Here is an 18,141-nt window from a genome sequence, read left to right as displayed (position 1 = left end):
CATTACTATGATTAAAAAACCTACCCTCATTGCTACTGCTTTTTGTAGCTTGTTTGCAAGCAGCGCGGCATTAGCCAAATTAAGTGCTGATGAAGTTGCTCACTTAGGCCAAGATTTAACGCCAATGGGTGCAGAAAAATCAGCCAATGCTGATGGTTCTATTCCTGCATGGAATAACGGGATTACATCTGCGCCAGCAGGTTATGAACCTGGTATGCATCATCTTGACCCGTTTTCAACAGATAAAGTGCTTTTCACTATTGATAAAAGTAATATTGAAAAATACAAAGCAAATTTAAGCCCCGGGCAAATTGCTTTATTTGAAGCGTATCCAGACACGTTCAAAATGCCAGTATACGAAACACGTCGTTCTGCTTCGTATCCTCAATTTGTTTATGATGCAACGAAAAAGTTTGCAGCAACGGCAGAGCTAGTTGAAGGTGGTAACGGGATTAAAAATACTGCAATTGGTATCCCTTTCCCTATCCCTAAAACTGGTTTAGAGGCAATTTGGAATCATTTATTGCGCTATCGTGGCCAATCTATTGAGCGTTTTGGTGGACAAGCTGCACCAACAGCATCAGGTTCTTACAATTATGTTGGCTTTGATGAGCAATTATTAGTTAAATATTCAGACCCAAGCGCAACACCAGCTGAGCTACAAGACTCAAACATTTTGTTTAAGTTTAAACAAAAAGTAACAGAGCCTGCTCGTTTAGCGGGTACAGCGTTATTAGTTCATGAAACGATGGACCAAATATTAACACCACGCCAAGCTTGGACGTATAACTCAGGTCAACGACGTGTTCGTCGCGCACCTAACGTGGCATATGATGCACCAGGTACTGCAGCGGATAGCTTACGTACTACCGATGACTTTGATATGTTTAATGGCTCGCCTAATCGTTACAATTGGACGTTAAAAGGTAAGCAAGAATTATATGTGCCGTATAATAGCTATAAGCTACATAGTGACAAACTTGAATATGATGACATTTTAAAACCAGGTCATATTAATCCAGAACATACGCGTTACGAAAAGCACCGTGTATGGGTTGTTGAAGCTAACTTGAAAGATGATACACGCCATATTTATAAAAAACGTGTATTTTACATTGATGAAGATAGCTGGCAGGTACAGGTCACTGATATTTATGATAACCGCGACCAACTTTATCGTGTAGCAATGGCTTATGGCCTTAACTATTACGAAGTACCTACACAGTGGAGTACGCTTGAGGTTTACCATGATTTGAACTCTCGTCGTTATTTAGCAATTGGTTTAGATAACCAAGAAAAAATGTACGATTTTTCACAGTCATTTAACGATAACGAATTTACTTCAAGTGCTTTACGTCGCGCAGGTAGATAGTATTAAACTAGGCACTTAACAATATGTTAAGTGCCTTTTCCTTTCTCATCGCGTTTGTCTTACAGCGCGCAACGCACTCCCTAGTAAAAAGACAAACAACTCTCTCGTACAAGGCGATTAAAATTTATGAAGTATTTGGTATATGCCAGCCTGATAATAAGCGGTGCGAGTGTTGCACAAGAAGCCCCTAACTATGCAATCAGTGCAACAAATGCAGCTAAAACCTTGCTCACCGATATAACTAACACGGGTAATGGCTTAATTGCTGTTGGTAAACACGGTACTGTTATTAAAAGTACATCGGGTGATTCATGGCAACAAGCTGAGCTAGTTCCAACTCAAGTGCTCTTAACTGCCGTTGATTTTAGTAACGAAAATAATGGATGGGCGTGTGGCCACGATGCAACAATCATAAATACTACTGACGGTGGTCTTAATTGGCAATTACAACAAGTAAAACCTGAATTAGATAAACCGTGTTTAGATATTTTATTTGAAAACGATTTACAAGGCTTTGCCGTTGGCGCATATGGTATGTTTTACCACACCACAGATGGTGGAAAGCATTGGCAAAAGCGTTTTTAGACTCTTTGTTATTTAGTGATGATCGCGATTATTTAAATGATTTAAAAGAAAATGATCCTGAAGGTTATGAGGCTGAAACAGCTTCAATTTTACCGCATTTTAATCGTATAGAAAAAACGACTAACGGATTAATAATCGTTGGTGAAATGGGGTTAATGGCCAGAAGTTCTGACAATGGTGTTACTTGGGAACGTTTAGAAGAAATTTACCCTGGTTCCTTTTTTGCGTTTAATTCAGATGAACAACAAGAAGTTGTTGCAGGTCTACGCGGTAACGTATTTACGAAACAACGAGGGGAGCAAGAGTGGCAGCATTTAGAAAATGTAAAAGCTGCAACCGTTAACAGCATCATTAATTATAACAATGAACAATGGTTAATGCTGGCCAACAGTGGAGTTATTTTTCATTTACAAGATGGGTTACTTACTCACGAGCAACTCGCTGATGGTAAAGCAATACTTGATGGTGTGATTATAAATAATAACCTAATCATGGCTACAGAAGATGGCATTAAAGTGAAGGAGTTGACCCCTTAATGCATAAGATTTTAGATTTAATAGAAAAAGCGATTTTTAGACATCGCTTAATCATGCTTATAAGCTTTGCACTCATAACGTGCTTACTTGTATTTAAAGCAACGCAAATTCAACTTGATGCATCGTTTAATAAAAATATCCCGTTAAACCACGATTATATGAAAGTGTATACCAAGCATGAAAAGCAGTTTGGTGGTGCAAACAGTATTCTTATTTCAGTCTGTGACGACAGTGGTAATATATTTAATCCAGAATTTTTTACTCAGCTAAAAGCGGTTCATGATCAGCTTTATTTTATACCTGGAGTAAACCGTCCATTAGTAAATTCTATATTCTCCCCAGCGCTCGTTTTGTTGAAGTAGTCGAAGATGGCTTTGCAGGTGGTCCAATTATTCCTGCAAACTTTAAAGCAGATACGCGTGGTTTAGGTGTAGTAAAGGAAAACATTGAAAAAGCAAAAGTTGTAGGGCGTATGATTGCCAGCGATTATTCGTGCGCGATGGTAACGGCTCAACTTTTAGAAACAGATCCTCAAACACAACAAAAATTAGACACATTAGCTTTTGCACAAAAGCTAGAAAGTGATTTAAGAGAGCCTTTAAGTACAGACAAAGTAAGTATTCATATTATTGGCTTTGCAAAAATGGCCGGTGATATAGCTGAAGGCGCAAAAGGGGTGGTTGTTTTTTTGCAATTGCTATCGCCTTTACTTTTATTATGGTTTGGCTGTTTTGTGGTAGTTTAAAGTTAACGATCTTACCTATTGCGTGTTCCATCATTGCTGTTATTTGGCAGCTAGGTTTACTTTCGAGTTTAGGCTTTGGCCTTGATCCTATGTCTATTTTGGTGCCATTTTTAGTCTTCGCTATTGGCGTAAGTCATGGTGTGCAGATGATCAATGCAATAGGCAAAAAAGTAGGTGAAGGGAAAAGTACTAGGATTTGCTGTCAATCAAGTTTTAGAACGTTACTTATCCCAGGTGGTATTGCACTTTTATCAGACACTGTTGGCTTTTTAACATTATTGACTATTGATATTGGTATTATCCGTGAGCTGGCAATAACAGCCAGTTTAGGTGTTGCGGTTATTATATTTACTAATTTAATATTATTGCCTGTTTGGGCTTCTTACATGAAATTTGAAGGCAGTGTGCATATTCAATCAGGTGATGCGGATAAACCAAATCTGCTTGATGCGATTCGTGACATACTCGTTAAAGCAACCGATCCTAAAGTTGCTAAAATGATTATAGGCTTTACTTTGGTGTTATTTGCTTTGGGCTATTGGCAAGCAGATAAAATGCGCATAGGTGATTTACATGCCGGAGCACCTTCCCTTCATCAAGACGCTCGCTATAATCAAGATACTTTCTTAATATCAGATAAATATACAATTTCATCTGACATTTTAAAGGTCATTGTTGAGGCCTATCCTGCAGCGTGTACTGAACATGATGTTATGGAGCGTATTAGTCGCTTTCAATATAAAGTTGAAAATGTAGCCGGCGTGCAATCAGTTGTTAGTTTGAGTTCAGTTGCGCAGTCAGTTAATGCAGGCTATAACGAAGGTAACCTTAAGTGGCAAAGTCTTCCACGAAATTCTGCTAGTTTAGTGCAATCCACTTCAAGAGTAGAAACGAGTACGGGTTTACTCAATGGTGATTGTTCTGTTATGCCTGTTATTATCTTTTTAGATGATCACAAAGCACAAACGATTGACCGCGTAATTGAAAACGTTAAACAGTTTTCAATAGAAGAGGGCACTGATAAATTAGCCTTTAAATTAGCGTCAGGGCCGGTTGGGGTAATGGCTGCAACAAATGAGTCAGTATCTGAAGCACAAATACCAATGATGATATACGTTTATGGTGCAGTAATTATTTTATGTTTATTAAGTTTCAGAAGCGTAAAAGCAACGATTGCTGTGGTATTACCACTTTATATTGTATCAACACTTGCTCAAGCACTTATGGTTCAACTAGAAATAGGCTTAACGGTTTCTACATTGCCGGTGATTGCTTTAGGAGTCGGTATTGGTGTTGATTATGGCATCTATATCCTGTCATCAATGATGGGGCAGCTTAAACAAAACGTGCCACTGAGTGTTGCTTATCGCAATGCATTGGTTGAACGTGGTAGTGCCGTGTTATTTACGGGTATTACGCTTGCAATTGGTGTTAGCACATGGATTTTCTCTGATTTGAAATTTCAAGTAGACATGGGAATACTGCTTACCTTTATGTTTTTAGTAAATATGTTAGGTGCAGTACTGTTATTACCTGCGATTGGAAGTTTACTCTGGACTGACCAGAAGAAATAAAGTGAATAATTTTGCTCCTTAATGGCCAGTAATGGCCATTTATATCTATAATTTGTGAATAGATGACCAAATAGCTGAAAAGCTTAAAATGTTTTCATCGAAAAGGCTGTTTATTAGCTGTAAAAGGGTTAGAATTTAACTGACTCCACGCTAATAAATGGCTGTACAAATATTCTGCCACTAGGCAGTAATAGATTAAGGAACATACAATGACACGAAATGAAGGCCAAGCCTCGGTTATCCTAGATAATGTTTGTAAGCTGATCCAAAAAAAGTTCACGCTGATAATGTGTTACTCGTTGAAAAATTCGCCAAAGCCTTGTACAGCAACATGTCTAAAGAGGATTTGGCTAATCGTAACGATAGTGACTTATATGGCGCTGCACTAAGCCTTTGGAATTCGCTAGAAAAGAATACAACTGATAATGCTGTTATCCGCGTTTTCAATCCCGAAGTGGCTAAAGATGGCTGGCAGTCATCACATACAATTGTTGAAATTATTGCTAAAGATATGCCTTTTTTAGTAGATTCAGTGCGTATGGCCATGACTCGTGAAAATATCGCCTCTCACTTATTACTTCATAGCCCACTTAAAATTCGACGTGACAAAAACACGAAAATATCGGGTTTATCTAATTTAAAAGCAGAGCAAGAATCGACGTCGACTAAAACGGTTTTCTTTATTGAAATTGATCGTCAAACAGATTCTTCTGTAATTGAGTCTTTCAAAAAAGAATTAGAATCAGTACTCGTTGATGTATCCGTTGCAGTTGAAGATTGGCAGCCTATTCGTAAAAAATTAATTGCGGTCACCAAAGAGCTACCTAAGCGTCGCCACAATAAAAATGAAAACGAAGTTGCCGAAACGGTAGAGTTTTTAGATTGGTTAGTTAAAGATAATTTCACACTAATGGGCTATCGCGAATATGAATTAAGCCCTGTGCAAGGTGACTACCAATTAAAAGGCAAAATGGACACTAGCCTTGGCTTGATGAAAAATTCAACTGAAGAACACACACGATTATTATCAGAATTACCAGAAGTAGCACGCCAAGAAGCGCGTAGCAGTAATTTATTAATTTTAACAAAAACCAATTCACTTTCTCGTGTACATCGCCCCGCTTATATTGACTATGTTGGTATAAAACGTTTTGACGATGAAGGGAATGTAATTGGCGAAGACCGTTTTATTGGGTTGTTTTCTTCAAGTTTTTATAATAATAGCGCCGCGGATGTCCCTGTATTAAAGAGTAAGATTAACCGCATCATGGAGATATGTGACTTTGCTAAAGGCACGCATGCTTACAAAGCGGTTTTAAATATTTTAGAAACCTATCCCCGCGACGAGCTAGTTCAAGCGCGTGAAAACGAACTACTTGAAGTTGCCATGGGGGTTTTACAAGTACAAGAGCGCGATATGTGTCGCTTGTTTGTACGTAAAGATGCTTACGGCCGATTTTTCTCATGTATGGTTTATGTTCCTCGAGAACGTTACAACACAGCGCTTCGTCGTGAAACGCAAGATATTTTAGGCAACGCATTTAATTCTGACAACAAAGTCGAATTTACTACTTACTTTTCTGAGTCAACACTGGCGCGTACCCATTACACTGTTCGTGTGACCGATAACAATATTGAATATAACGTGAAAGACATCGAAAATAATTTAATAGAAGCTGCGCGTACTTGGGAAGACAAGTTGCAGTCTGCGCTTTTAGAATCAGCTGGTGAAGCACGCGGTAACGATTTAAACCGTAAATACTGTAATGCGTTTGCACGTTCATATAAGGATGAAGTGCTTCCCAGTGCCGCAGTTGTAGATATTGAAAAACTAGAATTATTGACCGACGAAAATAAACTAGAAATGTTGTTTTATCGTCCACAAGAAGAAGCTAATAGCAATATTGTACGATTAAGCTTATTCCATAAAGATGAGCCAATTCATTTATCTGATGTTATGCCAATGCTTGAAAACTTTGGTCTACGTGTTGTTGGCGAAACGCCATATTCAGTTAAAACCAGTGATGGTCGTATTAATTGGATCATGGATTTTTCTATGCTAATAGACAGCAAAGGAATGGCTGACTTTGATAAAATTTCAGCACGTTTTCGCGCTGCATTAACAAATGTTTGGGGCAACCGTCTAGAAAACGATGGTTTTAACCGTTTAGTTTTAATGGGTGGCCTAGCAGGTCGTGAAGCTTCTATTTTACGTGCTTATGCTAAATATATGCGTCAAATTGGTGTTACGTTCTCGCAAACGTATATTGAAAGTACTTTTGCTAATTACCCAAATATTGCTGCGCAAATAGTTAATTTGTTCGCTAAAAAGTTCTCAATTAAAGCCCCGGCTAGTGCTAAAACACTTGAGAAATTAATAGCACAAATTTACCTAGAACTTGAAAATGTTGCCAACCTTGATGATGACCGAATTATACGTTTATACGTTGATATGATTGTTGCAACGCTTCGTACTAATTATTATCAAAAAGATGCACAAGGTCAGTTTAAATCTTATGTCTCATTTAAGATTCAACCTAGTCTAATTCCTGATGTACCATTGCCACTTCCTGCATTTGAGATTTTTGTTTACTCCCCACGTGTTGAAGGCGTGCATTTACGTTATGGTAAGGTGGCTCGTGGTGGACTTCGTTGGTCTGATCGTCGTGAAGATTTCCGTACAGAAGTCCTTGGTCTGGTAAAAGCGCAACAAGTTAAAAATACAGTAATTGTACCTGTTGGCTCTAAAGGTGGTTTTGTATGTAAACAGCTACCGACTGAACGCGAAGCGTTTATAAAAGAAGGCCAAGAATGTTATAAAATATTTATTCGCGGCTTATTAGATATTACAGATAACATTGAACGTGGTGAAATAGTGCCAGCTCGAGATGTTGTTCGTCATGACGAAGATGATGCTTACTTAGTAGTTGCGGCTGATAAAGGGACAGCCACCTTCTCAGACATTGCAAATGGTATTGCGAATGAATATAACTTCTGGCTAGGTGATGCGTTTGCTTCAGGTGGTTCTGTTGGTTATGACCACAAGAAAATGGGTATCACTGCTAAAGGTGCATGGGAATCAGTTAAGCGTCATTTCCGTGAAATGGATATCGATTGTCAAACTACCGACTTTACAGTGGTCGCCATAGGCGATATGGCAGGGGATGTGTTTGGTAATGGTATGTTGTTGTCTAAACATATTCGTTTACAAGTTGCATTTAATCATATGCACATTTTTATTGATCCTAACCCAGATGCAGCGACATCTTACCCAGAGCGCGAACGTCTATTTAATATGCCGCGCTCATCTTGGGAAGATTATAACAAAGACCTTATTTCTGCAGGTGGAGGTATTTTTTCTCGCGCGGCTAAATCAATAACATTAAGCCCTGAAATGAAAAAAATGCTTGGCACTAAAAAAGCAAGTATGACACCAAACGAATTAATGAAAGCATCATTAATGATGAACTTCGATTTACTGTGGAATGGCGGTATCGGAACGTACATTAAAAACTCTAAAGAAACTGATGCAGATGTTGGAGATCGTGCAAACGATGCACTTCGCATTAATGGTAATGAGTTGGGTGCAAAAATTATAGGTGAGGGCGGTAACTTAGGCGCAACTCAACTTGGCCGTATAGAGTTTGCAGCAAAAGGCGGGCGTGTCAACACTGACTTTATCGATAACGTAGGGGTTGCGTGTTCTGATAACGAAGTTAACATTAAAATTTTACTTAATGGCTTAGTTGCGGAAGGTGATTTAACCCGTAAACAACGTGATGAGCTACTTTATTCAATGACTGATGAAGTCTCTGAATTAGTGCTTAAAGATTGTTATCGTCAAACGCATACGATTTCAATTACGCAATCGAAGGGCACGTCTACTCTTAAAGAAAAAATACGTTTTATTCATGCGCTTGAAAAAGACGGCAAGCTAAACCGTGCTATCGAGTTCATTCCTAGTGATGAAGAATTGGCAGAACGTGCAGCCGCAGGTAAAGACTTAACTCGCCCTGAGCTTTCAGTGCTCGTGTCTTACGCTAAAATGGTATTAAAAGAGTCTTTAGTAAGTGATGAAATTACTGAAAACCCATATTACCGCCAGCTGCTCGTTAAATCGTTTCCACGGCCATTACGTGAGAAGTTTAACGATGCGATGAACAACCATCCACTTCGTAAAGAAATTATTGCAACTAAACTTGCTAACAATATCGTTAATGATATGGGTTTAAACTTCATGGTACGTATGCATGAAGAAACTGGCGCAAGCGAAGCTGAAATAGCAATGTGTTATTCAATTGCCAGTGAAATTTTTGAAATGCGCGATACATGGTCTTCTATAAGCGCACTAGATAATAAGATTCCAGCAGCTGTACAAACTGAGATGCTTTACCAACTTCGTCGTACTGTGCGTCGAACTACACGTTGGTTCTTACGTCATCGTAATAAGGCGCAAACGATTGAGCAAGGAATTGAGTATTTTGCACCAACATTCAAAGATTTAAGTGAAAACTTAAATACTTATATCGTTGAGAAAGAAAATGATCGCATAGTACAAGAAGCTAATAAGCTAATTGAAAGTGGTGTACCGGAAGCTATCGCTAAGCGAATTGTGGCATTATCAAGTTTGTTCTCGGTAATGGACTTAGCGGAAATTGCGAATAGTTCGGGCCGAGGTATCTCAATGGTATCTAATACGTACTTTAAACTTGGTGCGCGAATGGGTCTGCATTGGTTCTTAGATCAAATTACCCATCAACCGGTTGCAAACCATTGGCAAGCGCTTGCTCGTTCTTCTTACCGTGAAGAGCTAGATTGGCAACAACGTACGTTAGCTGAAGTAGTATTAAATAGCTTTGAAGCTGATGAAAAAGATGTTGATAGTCAAATAGATGAATGGATGGATAACCAAGAGTTATTATTACTTCGTTGGAAACAGATGTTGGCTGAATTTAAAACTTCACAAAGTCATGATTTTGCTAAGTTCTCTGTAGCACTTCGTGAATTAATGTTATTGAGCCATAATTGTAATACTTCAGGAAAATAATTTAGCCTTTCATTTGTTTTTATTTCACAAAAAATAAATGAATTGATTATTTTGTTATACAATACCTCAGCCTTGTCTGAGGTATTTTTTTGTCTGTATTTTAATAGAGGATTATATTCATGTTTTACGATTTAGCTCGCCGTTTTATGTTTACCCGTGATGCGGAGTGGGCGCATGAGTTTGCTCTAAGTAACCTACGTCGCTTCGCTAACACACCGTTAAGTGCCGCTTGGTCGCAAAGTATTGCAGACAAACCAGTTAATTTTTTAGGCCTTGAATTCAAAAACCCAGTTGGGCTTGCTGCAGGGCTTGATAAAAATGCTGAATGTATAGATGCATTTAGCCAAATGGGCTTTGGTTTTATCGAAGTCGGTACGGTTACACCGCGCCCTCAAGTGGGTAATGATAAACCTCGTATTTTTAGGTTGCCAGAGTCAAATGCAATTATTAATCGCATGGGGTTTAATAATAAAGGCGTTGATAACTTAATCGCTAACGTAAAAGCGGCAAAGTACAGTGGGATACTCGGTATCAATATTGGTAAAAATAAAGATACACCTAATGAGCAAGGTAAAGATGACTACATTTATTGTATGCGTAAAGTATTTGAGCATGCCTCATACATTACGGTAAATATTTCATCACCAAATACCCCTGGACTTCGTGATTTACAATATGGTGCAGCGCTTGATGATTTACTGCAAAGCCTTAAAAGCGAGCAACTTGATCTAGCAGCTAAACACAATAAGCAAGTTCCGATGCTGATAAAAATTGCGCCGGATCTGGATCAAATACAAATAGAGCAAGTAAGTGAGTCACTTTTAAATAATAAAATTGATGGTGTGATTGCAACTAACACTACACTTGAACGAGCTGCAGTTATGGGGCAGCAATATGCAGAAGAGGCCGGCGGTTTGTCAGGTCACCCTGTTAGAATGCGCTCTACAGAGGTCGTAAGCGAATTAAAGCGTTTAACAGAAGGTAAGTTGCCAATCATCGGAGTAGGCGGTATTGACGATGCTACATCTGCAAAAGAAAAGTTAGATGCAGGCGCAAATTTAGTTCAAGTTTATACTGGGTTCATCTACAAAGGTCCACAATTGGTAAAGACGATCGTTAACGGCTTATAAGGATCAGTTATCTAAGCTTTTGATCGTTCGATAAATGTTCTAAGCAAGCATTTTAAAAATGGTCAGAAGCCGTTATACTCTAAGCAACGTCTAATTATTTTAATAAACCCAAGGAGGAGTAAATGTTACAAGCATCAAAGCAATGGCAGTGGATTGCTTGTCCTGATAAAAACCGTTTATTACTTGATTTAAATGACGATATGCAATTATGTACGCCTTATAAGTTAAGACAGTTAACGGATTCTGTTTTTAAGAATCCACGCTTTAGCCTCGAAGATGCGGCATTTTACGAGCAAGTTTATAATTACCTTGATGGATTTGAATTGTGGACTGCGGCTCAAGTTTGTCAAATATCGCTAAATGCGACCGCTGTTAAGTATCACTTAAAGCCCGTTTTAGCAAAAAGTTGGTTTTTTGAAGAATACACCGGGACAGAGCCAAGCGTAGAGGCAATAATAAAATTAACATCTAAAGCGCAATCGGGTGATTTCTTAATTGTAGAGCACTGCTCTGATGCATCTATTTGTTTGAATCTAAGTGAAACATTTAAATTGGACGAAAACTTATCTTTAGCACAATTTGAAGTAATCCGTATTTTGAATAATCGAGTCCACCCCATCCTAAATCAGCAATACCAAAGTCAAACCGCCTAAGGTCTGCTGATCTTTGCGGATTGAAATTTGTTCAAACTAGGGGCTATTTAATCGCGGCGCGAGATTTGTAACCTAGTGGGCTCGGTAACTGCTCCTTCGTTACCATACTGGCTTACATCCATGTAAGAATAAGTAAAACCGAGCAAAGCTTCCGCGTCCTGCTCACGCCCCTTACCTACACCCACTTAGGCAACAAAGAGTAAATAGCCCCTAGGAAGAACCGTTTGGGCAGCGCCTGTTTGGCTTTAATGCTACGTTATCGCCCATTTATGGGGAATGACCACACTGCATAGGCTCTGCCTTGCCTAAATACCAAACAGACTGCTGTAAATTTAACCTTGAAAGTTCAACAGACCCTCATCAAATTTAAGTTTTTAAGCGTGTCTTTATGGCGTGTATGTCACTCAACCTATGTTATAATCCTGCGCAATTAGCTATTAAGGGTTATTACTTTGCAATTTATCGCACTTACTTCTATCGGAATCGAAAATTTATTGGTTGATGAACTAACAGAACTTGGCGCAACTGTGTCTAAGCAAACTGTGGGTTCAGTTCGTTTTGAGGCTGACTCATTACTGGCGCAAAAGGTTTGTTTATCAAGTCGTTTTGCTACGCGTGTGCTTATGCTTATTGAAGAAAAAGAAGGCGTAGATGACAAAAGTAGCCTGTATAACTTTGCCCGCTCGCAACCTTGGCAAGAATGGTTTGGACCAACGCAAACATTCGCAGTTGATTTCAATGGTACTAACGACTCACTAAAAAATACACAGTTCTCTGGTCTTGTTATAAAAGATGCAATTGTTGATTATTTTAATGATTTATTTGAACAGCGCCCAAATGTTGATAAACAAGACGCTAACGTACGAGTTGTCGCTCGTTTAAATCGTTATGGCGTATCAATGTATATTGATTACTCTGGTCCGCGTTTATCTGAACGTGGTTACCGCCAAGGTCAAGGTAAAGCGCCTATTAAAGAGCACCTAGCTGCTGCACTAATTAAGCGAAGTGGTTGGCTTGATAATGTAAAACAGCCTTTATTCGATCCATGTTGTGGTGCGGGTACTATTTTAATCGAAGCGGCCGGCATGGCACGAAACGAAGCGCCGGGATTATTCCGTGAAGGCTTTGCTTTTGAACGTTTACCCAGTTTTAGAGCCGCTAAGTTTAAAGAACTTAAAGAAGAGTTACTTGCTAACATTACCGACCCTAAATTGTGGTTAATTGGCCACGATTACGATGAACAAGTTTTAAGTAAAGCGATTGATAATGCCAAACGGGCTGAGCTTGATGATGTTATTAAGTTTAAGCAAAGTGATGCCACTAAGCTTACAGCCGTTGCTAAGTTACCTGGTGTGGTAATTTCAAACTTACCTTATGGTGAGCGTATTGGTTCTATGGCTGAGCTTGTTGATTTACACCGTAATTTAGGTGTTGGCTTTAAAAAGCACTTTAATCATTGGAAACTTGCCTTACTGGGTATGGACGAGAGCTTATTTAAACTTTTAAAACTTGTGCGTCTTAAGCGTTATAAGTTTAAAAATGGCCCACTTGATGTTGAACTCAACTTATATCAATTAGATGATAAGCAAGTAAGTTTGACCACCGATGATAAAAAAGCGCTTAATTTTGAAGGCTCTACGTCATTCGCAAATAGATTGAAAAAGAATAAGCAAGGCTTAAAAAACTGGCTTAAACAAAATAAAGTAGACGCTTATCGTGTTTATGAAGCGGATATCCCTGAGTACAATGTTGCTGTAGATATTTACGGTGATTCAGCGGTTATTTTTGAATATGCAGCGCCTAAAGAAATTGATGAAAAAACATCAGAAAAACGCCTGCAAGACGTAATAACATTGACTTCGCAACAACTTGATATCTCGCCTGAAAATATTGCTGTAAAAGTGCGTAAAAAGCAAAAGGGTGAAGACCAGTATACGGCCATGTCTAAACAAAACCGAACTATGGTAGTTGAAGAGTTTGGTGCTAAGTTTAAAGTTAATTTATTTGACTACTTAGACACAGGTTTATTTTTAGATCACCGTTTAATGCGTCGTTATATTCAAGAAAATGCAAAAGATAAACGCTTTTTAAACTTGTTTGCATACACAGGTACTGCCTCTGTGCATGCTGCACTTGGTGGCGCTAAAGCAATTACAACAGTTGATTTATCTAAAACCTATTTAAAATGGGGCCAAGATAACTTCGATTTAAACAATATCAGTAATACACGTTACCGTTTTGAACAAGCAGATTGTTTAAAGTGGTTAGAGCATGCGACAGCACAATATGATTTGATATTTTTAGACCCTCCAACGTTCTCAAACTCAAAACGTATGAAAGACGCGTTTGATGTGCAAAGCGATCACATTAAATTATTAACGTGGGTTAAAAAGATTTTAAGTCCATCAGGTACTTTGATTTTCTCTAATAACAAACGTGGTTTTGTAATGGATGAAGTTGGCCTGATTGGTTTAGGTTTAAAAGCCGTTAATATCTCAGATAAAACACTATCACCAGACTTCAAACGTAATAAAAAAATCCATAATAGCTGGCTAATTACGCATGGCTAAATGGATTTTATATCATACTGATGGTTGCCACTTGTGCGAGCAAGCTGAGCAACTTATCACTGATGTACTAAATGACAACAGTGAGTTATTACTAATCGATATTATGACTGATGAGCAGCTTATTGCTGAGTATCAAATTACTATTCCTGTATTAAAAAGTGAAAAAGGCGAGAAATTATATTGGCCTTTTACTTTACACTCTGTGCGCGAATTTTTAGCACAAGCAGAATAAGAGCAAATAAGAACTATGGATTTAATTAGAATTTTAAAAGCACAACTTGCTTTTGGTACACATGCTTTGCTTAACAAAGCAGATGCGGTTATAGAAAGTGGCGAAAGAGTGTGTGTTGTTGGTCGAAATGGCGCGGGCAAGTCAACGCTGCTAAAAGTACTTGATGGACAAGTTGTTTTAGATGATGGCGAAATAAATCAACTCGGTGGCATTCGAATTTCTCGCTTAGAGCAAGATCCACCAAAAGGTGCAAGTGGCACTGTATTTGATTACGTTGCGCAAGGTATGCCAGAAATTGCTAACTTACTCATTGACTTTCATCATGTTAGTAACGAATTGCAAACACAGTGTACTGATAAGTTATTAAACAAGCTTGAACGTTTATCAAACCAACTTGAAGCCGCTGATGGCTGGCGCTTTGATAGCCGAATTCAATTAGTCTTAACACAATTAGAACTAACGCCAGAGGCTAAACTTGAGTCCCTTTCTGGTGGTTGGTTACGCAAAGTGGCACTTGCGCGTGCACTTGTAAGTGAGCCTGATTTATTGCTACTAGATGAGCCGACAAACCATTTAGACATGGCAAGTGTCATGTGGCTTGAACAGTTTTTAAAAGAATTTAAAGGCGGCATTGTATTTATATCACATGACCGTGCGTTTATTCGTGCTGTTGCTACGCGTATTTTAGATTTAGATCGCGGTAAACTTATTTCGTACCCAGGTGATTACGCGACTTATCTAGAGCAAAAAGCGCATGATTTAAAAGTAGAAGAAGCGCAAAATGCATTATTTGATAAGCGTTTAGCAGAAGAAGAAACGTGGATCCGCCAAGGTGTTAAAGCGCGTAGAACACGTAACGAAGGGCGTGTTAGAGAGTTAAAGCAGCTACGTAATGAGCGTAAACAACGTGTTGATCAAGTTGGTAAAACTGACTTTAATATTGAAACAGCAGACCGCTCTGGTAAATTAGTATTTGAAGCTCAGCACCTTTGCCATGCATTTAAAGACAAAGTTATTGCTGATGATTTTTCGACACTTGTTATGCGTGGTGACAGAATCGGCTTAGTAGGTCCAAATGGTATTGGTAAAACAACACTATTAAAACTAATGTTTGGTGATTTAGAACCAGATAGCGGCATAACTAAGCAAGGTGTTAATTTAGAATTTGCTTATTTTGATCAGTACCGTGAAAAACTTGACGAAGAAGCAACAGTTCAAGATAACGTTGCCGAAGGTAAACAAGAAGTGATGATGGGCGGTCGTTCACGTCATGTTTTAGGTTATTTGCAAGACTTTTTATTCCCGCCAGCACGCGCTCGTACACCGGTTAAAGCACTCTCTGGTGGTGAAAAAAATAGACTGCTATTAGCTAAACTGTTTTTAAAACCATCTAATATACTTGTTCTTGATGAGCCAACGAATGACTTGGATATTGAAACGTTAGAGTTACTCGAGGACATTATTAATCAATACCAAGGTACAGTGCTGATTGTAAGCCATGACCGAGAATTTATTGATAATACATGTTCTAGTGTATGGGCATTTGAAGGCAATGGTAAAGTAACAGATATCGTTGGTGGTTATAGCGACTATGAAGCCTATGTTAGTTACTTAGCTGAACAAGAAAAAATTCAGCAACAACCAGTAAAAAAAGTTGAAAAAGTAGTAACTCCAGCTGCCAAACCTGCAGCTAAGACAAATAAACTCTCTTACAAATTAAAACTTGAATTAGAGCAACTACCGAATAAAATGGAAAAACTAGAAGCTGAAATTGAAGCTCAACAAGCTGTAGTGAGTGACGCAGACTTTTTTAAACAAGAGAGTGATGTAACAACTAAAGCATTGAACCATTTAGCACAACTTGAGTCTGACCTTGAAGCTGCCCTTGAGCGCTGGGAAGAACTTGAAGAATTACAGAATCAGTAGTAAGGACTAAAATGAAATATAAATTACTCGCTGCCAGTATTTTAGCGACATTAAGCACTTCAGCAATAAGTGCGACATATCAATTAACTGAGTTAGGGTCTTCTGAAAACGCTAAACACTCTTACGTTACCGATGTTAGTGAAAGCGGCCATATTATTGGTGTCGCTAATGGTTTATATAATTTACCAATTGATACAAGCTATATAGATTTTTCAGAAAGTATTATCAAGAATAGTTACAGTAATACAGAAGATGCATTTGAGTTAAGCGATAAAGTAATTACCTTTACGCTTGATGATATCGAAAACAATGATGCTGTTGCGACTAACTCTGACGCTCATAGTTTTATGATTAGCTTTTTATCATCGATTTCTACAAATTTTGAGTATCAGAAAATAAGTTCATTAATAGGCGTTAATTTTAATGATTCTACTTTAACAGAGCAGCCTTTATTTGATATAGCTTCAGTTGATTACGATGGATTAACGCGCTCTACTACGAATTTGTATAATGCTGTTAGCGAAGATGGTGTTTCAGTTGGTTGGGGCAGTGCACCCTACGATAAAGTTTTATTCACTCCTGATGGAGATGACGAAGCTGAAACATGGTTCACTCATGAATTTATTGAACGAGGCATCGTAATTGGCGCAGATGGTTTACAAGTTCCGTTAATCCCTGAGTTTAATGAACATGGCGGTACAAGTCGTGCTAACGATATTATAAAGACAAACAGCGGATACACGGTTGTTGGAAATATATCAATAGATATTCCAGCGGATAGGTTAGAAAATATTGAAGATAGTTGTGATAATGAAGATGAACCTATATCAGTATGTGTTAATTTATTAAATTCTAATATATCACGAGGCTTATTTAATAAGCGTGCTGTAAAATGGGAACTTGATGAATCGTTAAATATTACTTCTGTCGAAGAGCTTGGTTTAGCACTGACACCTGATGAAGGTGAAACTGAAGATGATGCATTTATAAGTACTGCACTTGCGGTTAATAGTAATGGTGTTGCTGTAGGTTCATCGCATACGCGATACTACAAAGATGATGACATTATATTAACCATGCCCGTTTATTATAAAGATGGTGCGGTAGTTGATTTTATAAATCAAGAAGATGATTGGCAAGGCGGTAAAGCATTAGCAATAAGTAATAATGATGTTATTACGGGTTATGCTATTAAACGAATTGAAGGAACACTTCGAAATAAGTTTTTTTATCATGATATAGCAACAGGCAATACGGTATTTCCTACTGACTATTTTTCTAGTTCAAGTTCTTATGGTAATGATATAAATAGCCAAGGTTATATTGTTGGGGAAGGTGAGGTAGGTGTTTCAGATAGCTCACGTCGTAAAGAGGCATTTGTATATAAGATTGGCGAAGATAAAATAACCAACCTAAATGACTTATTACCATGCTATGAAACTGATGGTGAGACAAATTATGCTTATACAATGGCTGAAGCTAAAGTAATTAACGAAAATAATGAGATTTTTGGTGTAGCAACCAAAACAGTTGAAAAACGTGATTCGTTAGGTGGAATTGTTACTGATATTGAAGGCAATATTGAATTTGAAAGTGTCGCAGTTGCAGTAAAAGTTAACTCCTATTGCTAATGGTAAAGTTGAAAACTGTGCACCTCCTGAAGCAGAAGTTTATGAACGTAACTCTGCGAGCTTTCCTTGGTTCACATTATTATTACTCCCCTTAGTTGGCATAAGACGTATATTCCGTTTTTAATTAACTAAAGTGATTC

Annotated in this window: 6 protein-coding genes and 4 pseudogenes; all 10 read left to right on the top strand. The window is 38.2% G+C overall.

The genetic code is table 11. The annotated features are described in order from the left end of the window. The first annotated feature begins 7 nt into the window (after nucleotides 1-7). Nucleotides 8-1,372, top strand: coding sequence for a DUF1329 domain-containing protein (locus P4S71_RS18630; protein ID WP_007375728.1), 1,365 nt, complete (start codon nucleotides 8-10; stop codon nucleotides 1,370-1,372). A 126-nt stretch (nucleotides 1,373-1,498) separates the two neighbouring features. Beyond that, nucleotides 1,499-2,493 (top strand): annotated as a pseudogene (locus tag P4S71_RS18625) (WD40/YVTN/BNR-like repeat-containing protein). Next, a pseudogene (locus P4S71_RS18620) lies at nucleotides 2,493-4,812 on the top strand (efflux RND transporter permease subunit). The pseudogenes P4S71_RS18625 and P4S71_RS18620 overlap by 1 nt, the downstream one beginning before the upstream one ends. A gap of 209 nt (nucleotides 4,813-5,021) precedes the next feature. Further along, nucleotides 5,022-9,859 (top strand): annotated as a pseudogene (locus P4S71_RS18615) (NAD-glutamate dehydrogenase). A 119-nt stretch (nucleotides 9,860-9,978) separates the two neighbouring features. Continuing rightward, nucleotides 9,979-10,989, top strand: coding sequence for a quinone-dependent dihydroorotate dehydrogenase (pyrD, locus tag P4S71_RS18610; protein WP_337151260.1), 1,011 nt, complete (start codon nucleotides 9,979-9,981; stop codon nucleotides 10,987-10,989). 122 nt (nucleotides 10,990-11,111) lie between these two features. Next, nucleotides 11,112-11,642, top strand: coding sequence for a cell division protein ZapC (locus tag P4S71_RS18605; protein WP_337151259.1), 531 nt, complete (start codon nucleotides 11,112-11,114; stop codon nucleotides 11,640-11,642). 452 nt (nucleotides 11,643-12,094) lie between these two features. Next, a complete protein-coding gene (rlmKL, locus tag P4S71_RS18600) occupies nucleotides 12,095-14,212 on the top strand; it encodes a bifunctional 23S rRNA (guanine(2069)-N(7))-methyltransferase RlmK/23S rRNA (guanine(2445)-N(2))-methyltransferase RlmL (protein WP_337151258.1) in 2,118 nt (705 codons plus the stop codon). Beyond that, the gene (locus P4S71_RS18595) at nucleotides 14,205-14,444 is read left to right on the top strand and encodes a glutaredoxin family protein (protein ID WP_002961779.1); all 240 of its coding nucleotides are present in this window, start codon (nucleotides 14,205-14,207) and stop codon (nucleotides 14,442-14,444) included. Before rlmKL ends, P4S71_RS18595 begins: the two co-directional genes overlap by 8 nt. A 15-nt stretch (nucleotides 14,445-14,459) precedes the next feature. Then, nucleotides 14,460-16,370 carry an ATP-binding cassette ATPase Uup gene (uup, locus tag P4S71_RS18590; protein ID WP_337151257.1) on the top strand — a complete coding sequence of 637 codons (1,911 nt, stop codon included), beginning with the start codon at nucleotides 14,460-14,462 and terminating at the stop codon, nucleotides 16,368-16,370. 11 nt (nucleotides 16,371-16,381) lie between these two features. Further along, a pseudogene (locus P4S71_RS18585) lies at nucleotides 16,382-18,125 on the top strand (DUF3466 family protein). Nucleotides 18,126-18,141: the final 16 nt, after the last annotated feature.

It is taken from the genome of Pseudoalteromonas sp. B62, assembly GCF_037162565.1.
GTDB lineage: Bacteria > Pseudomonadota > Gammaproteobacteria > Enterobacterales > Alteromonadaceae > Pseudoalteromonas > Pseudoalteromonas fuliginea.
The sequence above is the reverse complement of the archived record's forward strand: the minus strand, read 5'-3'. Positions and strand labels throughout refer to the sequence as shown.

What these genes read in the sequence shown, in the direction of transcription:
- P4S71_RS18630 (WP_007375728.1), top strand. Translation starts at nt 8, where the DNA reads ATGATTAAAAAACCTACCCTCATTGCTACTGCTTTTTGTAGCTTGTTT.
- pyrD (WP_337151260.1), top strand. Translation starts at nt 9,979, where the DNA reads ATGTTTTACGATTTAGCTCGCCGTTTTATGTTTACCCGTGATGCGGAG.
- P4S71_RS18605 (WP_337151259.1), top strand. Translation starts at nt 11,112, where the DNA reads ATGTTACAAGCATCAAAGCAATGGCAGTGGATTGCTTGTCCTGATAAA.
- P4S71_RS18595 (WP_002961779.1), top strand. Translation starts at nt 14,205, where the DNA reads ATGGCTAAATGGATTTTATATCATACTGATGGTTGCCACTTGTGCGAG.
- uup (WP_337151257.1), top strand. Translation starts at nt 14,460, where the DNA reads ATGGATTTAATTAGAATTTTAAAAGCACAACTTGCTTTTGGTACACAT.